Source organism: Auraticoccus cholistanensis, from assembly GCF_009742705.1.
Taxonomy (GTDB): Bacteria; Actinomycetota; Actinomycetes; order Propionibacteriales; family Propionibacteriaceae; genus Auraticoccus; species Auraticoccus cholistanensis.
Genome location: NZ_WPCU01000005.1, coordinates 810,356 through 813,072 on the forward strand (window position 1 = coordinate 810,356; position 2,717 = coordinate 813,072).

The following is a 2,717-nucleotide window of genomic DNA, read 5'->3' on the forward strand; positions in this document are numbered from 1 at the left end:
GGGCCCGAAGGGCTGGCGCTGCACCTCCAGGTCGTCGACCCCGACCGCCCGCAGCTCGGTGTGCTCCACCGGCTCGTCCAGCAGGGCGACGTCCAGCTCCACCCGGGCCCGGACGCCCGCCCGGCCGCTCGCCTCGTACCAGAACCCGTGCTCGTCCTCCTGCCAGGCCACGACCGGGGCGGTGAGCCGGCCGAGACCCCACAGCCCGCGGACCAGCCCGTGGCGGCCGTCGCCGGACAGCCAGAAGAGCACCCGGTCGCCCGGACGCATCAGGGCGCTGCGGTACCCGGGGCGGACCGCCCACGACGTCAGCCGGCGCTCGCCGGTGGCGAGGAACCCGCGGAAGTCCCACACCGCCGGGTTGGCCTTGAGCAGCCAGGCCCCGAGATCCGCGCGCTCGACGGTCCGTCCCACGGTTCAGGCGGTGCGCCAGTAGCTGGTCAGCGCCAGCGTCAGGGCGAGCAGGTCGTCAGTGGCGCACATCTCCCGCGCGGAGTGCATCGACAGCAGCGGTGTCCCCACGTCGACCACCGTCATCCCCAGCCGGGTGGCGGTCAGCGGGCCGATGGTCGACCCGCACGGGATGGCGTTGTTCGACACGAACGCCTGGGTGCGGATCCCGGCCTCGGTGCAGGCGCGCCGCCACAGCGCCGAGCCGACCGCGTCGGTCGAGTAGCGCTGGTTGGCGTTGATCTTCAGCAGCGGCCCGCCGCCCAGGATCGGCCGGTTCACCGGGTCGTGGTGCCCGGGGTAGTTCGGGTGCATGGCATGCCCGGCGTCGGCCGACACGCAGGTGGAGCCGCTCACCATGGCGATCGTCTGGTCCGGGGTCGCCCCCAGCGCCAGCGCGGTGCGACGCAGCACGTCCTCCAGCACGGGGCCGGCCGCCCCGCTGCGCGACCCCGACCCGATCTCCTCGTGGTCGAAGGCGGCCAGCACGGCCACGTCGGCGGACTCCCCGCCGGAGCCGGCGAGCTCCAGCAGTGCGGTCAGCGAGGCGTGCACGCTGCTCAGGTTGTCCAGCCGCGCGCAGGCGACGAACTGGCCGAAGTCGCCGAAGTAGCCGCCGCGCTCGGTGGTGTAGGCCACCAGGTCGTGCCCGGCGACGTCACGGGGACGGATGCCGGCCTGCTCGCCGATCAGGTCCAGCACGGAGGTGCCGGCCACCAGGTCCAGCAGCGGCGCGGTGTGCTGCTGCTTGTCCAGCCGGACCCCGTTGTCGTTGACGCCCCGGTCGAGGTGGATGGCCAGCTGCGGGATCCGCATGATCGGACCGGTGCGGACGGTGTGCACGGTGCCGTCGGTGGTGACGATCCGGCCGGCCACTCCGAGCTCGCGGTCCAGCCAGGAGTTGAGCAGCGGGCCGCCGTAGACCTCGACGCCGACCTGGCTGTAGCCCTGCTGGTTCAGCAGCGGGTCCGGCTTGAGCTTGAAGGTCGGGGAGTCCGTGTGCGAGCCGACCACGCGGAAACGGCTGCGCGGACCGGCACCTGCCGGCACCCACCAGGCCATCAGCGCACCGTCACGGACCAGGAAGTGCCCGCCCTCCGAGGCGTCCCACGGCTCTGCCTCGTCCTGCTCGACGAAGCCCGCGGCGCGGAGCCGGCGGGCCCCCTCCTGGGCGGCGTGGAAGGACGACGGCGAGGCGGCGACGTAGTCGATCAGGTCGTCGGCGTGCAGCCGGGCGGCCGGAGGCTCGTCGGAGCTCTGGGGAGGCAGTGGGTCGGTGACGGACATGGGCCCATCCAACCAAGGAGCGCCGACGTTCTCGACCCGGCCGCCGCAAGCCCGGTCGTCACGCGCCTGGCGAGGAGGACGCTGCCAGGACGTCGAGGTCCCGCACGGCGTAGCGGTGGTGCTCCCACTCCTCCTCCAGGATGGTGTGCAGGCAGGACAGGACCGTCTCCGGGTGCTCGGGACCCCAGGGGTTCTTGCGGGTGGCGGCGAGCTCCTCCGCGGTCACGGTGGCCAGGTAGTCGCGGACCATGGCCATGCGCCCGCCGCGCACCTCGAGCACCTCCTCGTAGGACGGTGCGGTGGTCGAGAAGACCGACATGTCGTAGCCGTCGGTCTCGTAGTCGGCGTTGGGCTGGCCCAGGGGGTGGAACGGCTGCTCGAGCTCCAGGACCGCCCGGCGGAGCCAGGTGTCGGTGGCCATCACCAGGTGGCGCAGGGTCTGGGCGAACGACCACTCCCCCTCGACGGAGACGTCGACCGTCCCGGCCGGCATCGTCGCCACCCGCTCCAGGGTCGCGGCCCACGTCTCCTCGAGGCTGCTCCAGGCGGCGCGGAGCCCGTCGGGGTCCGTCGCCCGCCGCTCGGCACGGCCCGGGAACCGGCGGTCGAGCTCGGCGTCGACGAAGGGCGCGACATCGACCCCGTTGACCCACAGCGAGCCCTGCTCGCCGAGCAGCCACGGGGCGTCGATGTCGGCCCCGGCGACGTCGACGCCACGCATCACGACGTCCCTCAGGTCGGCGCGGACGAAGCGGGCGCCCCGCAGGTCCACGTCGACGAACTGGGCCGGCTCAGCAGCCCGGAACTCACCAGGAGTGGTCATGGACGCACCCTCCCACCGCCCGCCGACACTCCGCGAGAGCGGCGCAGCACGTAGTCACCTCCACCTTTGGATGGCACCCGTCAGGTGCCTCCGTCCGGCTCTCGTGGCGCACCCGCGCCGGTTCCTAGCGTGCCGGTATGACTCTCAGCCACGGACG

3 protein-coding genes are annotated in these 2,717 nt (G+C 73.2%); all 3 read right to left on the reverse strand.

Annotation, left to right across the window (positions count from 1 at the left end):
• Positions 1–414 (reverse strand): EVE domain-containing protein (locus GC722_RS09635; protein WP_197429938.1); only part of this gene is annotated, 414 nt, incomplete at its 3' end.
• A 3-nt stretch (positions 415–417) separates the two neighbouring features.
• Positions 418–1,737 (reverse strand): M18 family aminopeptidase, encoded by a 1,320-nt coding sequence (locus GC722_RS09640; RefSeq protein ID WP_156609660.1) that lies wholly within the window; start codon positions 1,735–1,737, stop codon positions 418–420.
• 58 nt (positions 1,738–1,795) lie between these two features.
• A complete protein-coding gene (locus GC722_RS09645; protein ID WP_156609661.1) occupies positions 1,796–2,560 on the reverse strand; it encodes a DinB family protein in 765 nt (254 codons plus the stop codon).
• Positions 2,561–2,717 lie beyond the last annotated feature (157 nt).

Bases quoted from the DNA above. Each gene is read 5' to 3' on its own strand.
- GC722_RS09645 (WP_156609661.1), bottom strand. From the start codon at position 2,560: ATGACCACTCCTGGTGAGTTCCGGGCTGCTGAGCCGGCCCAGTTCGTC.
- GC722_RS09640 (WP_156609660.1), bottom strand. From the start codon at position 1,737: ATGTCCGTCACCGACCCACTGCCTCCCCAGAGCTCCGACGAGCCTCCG.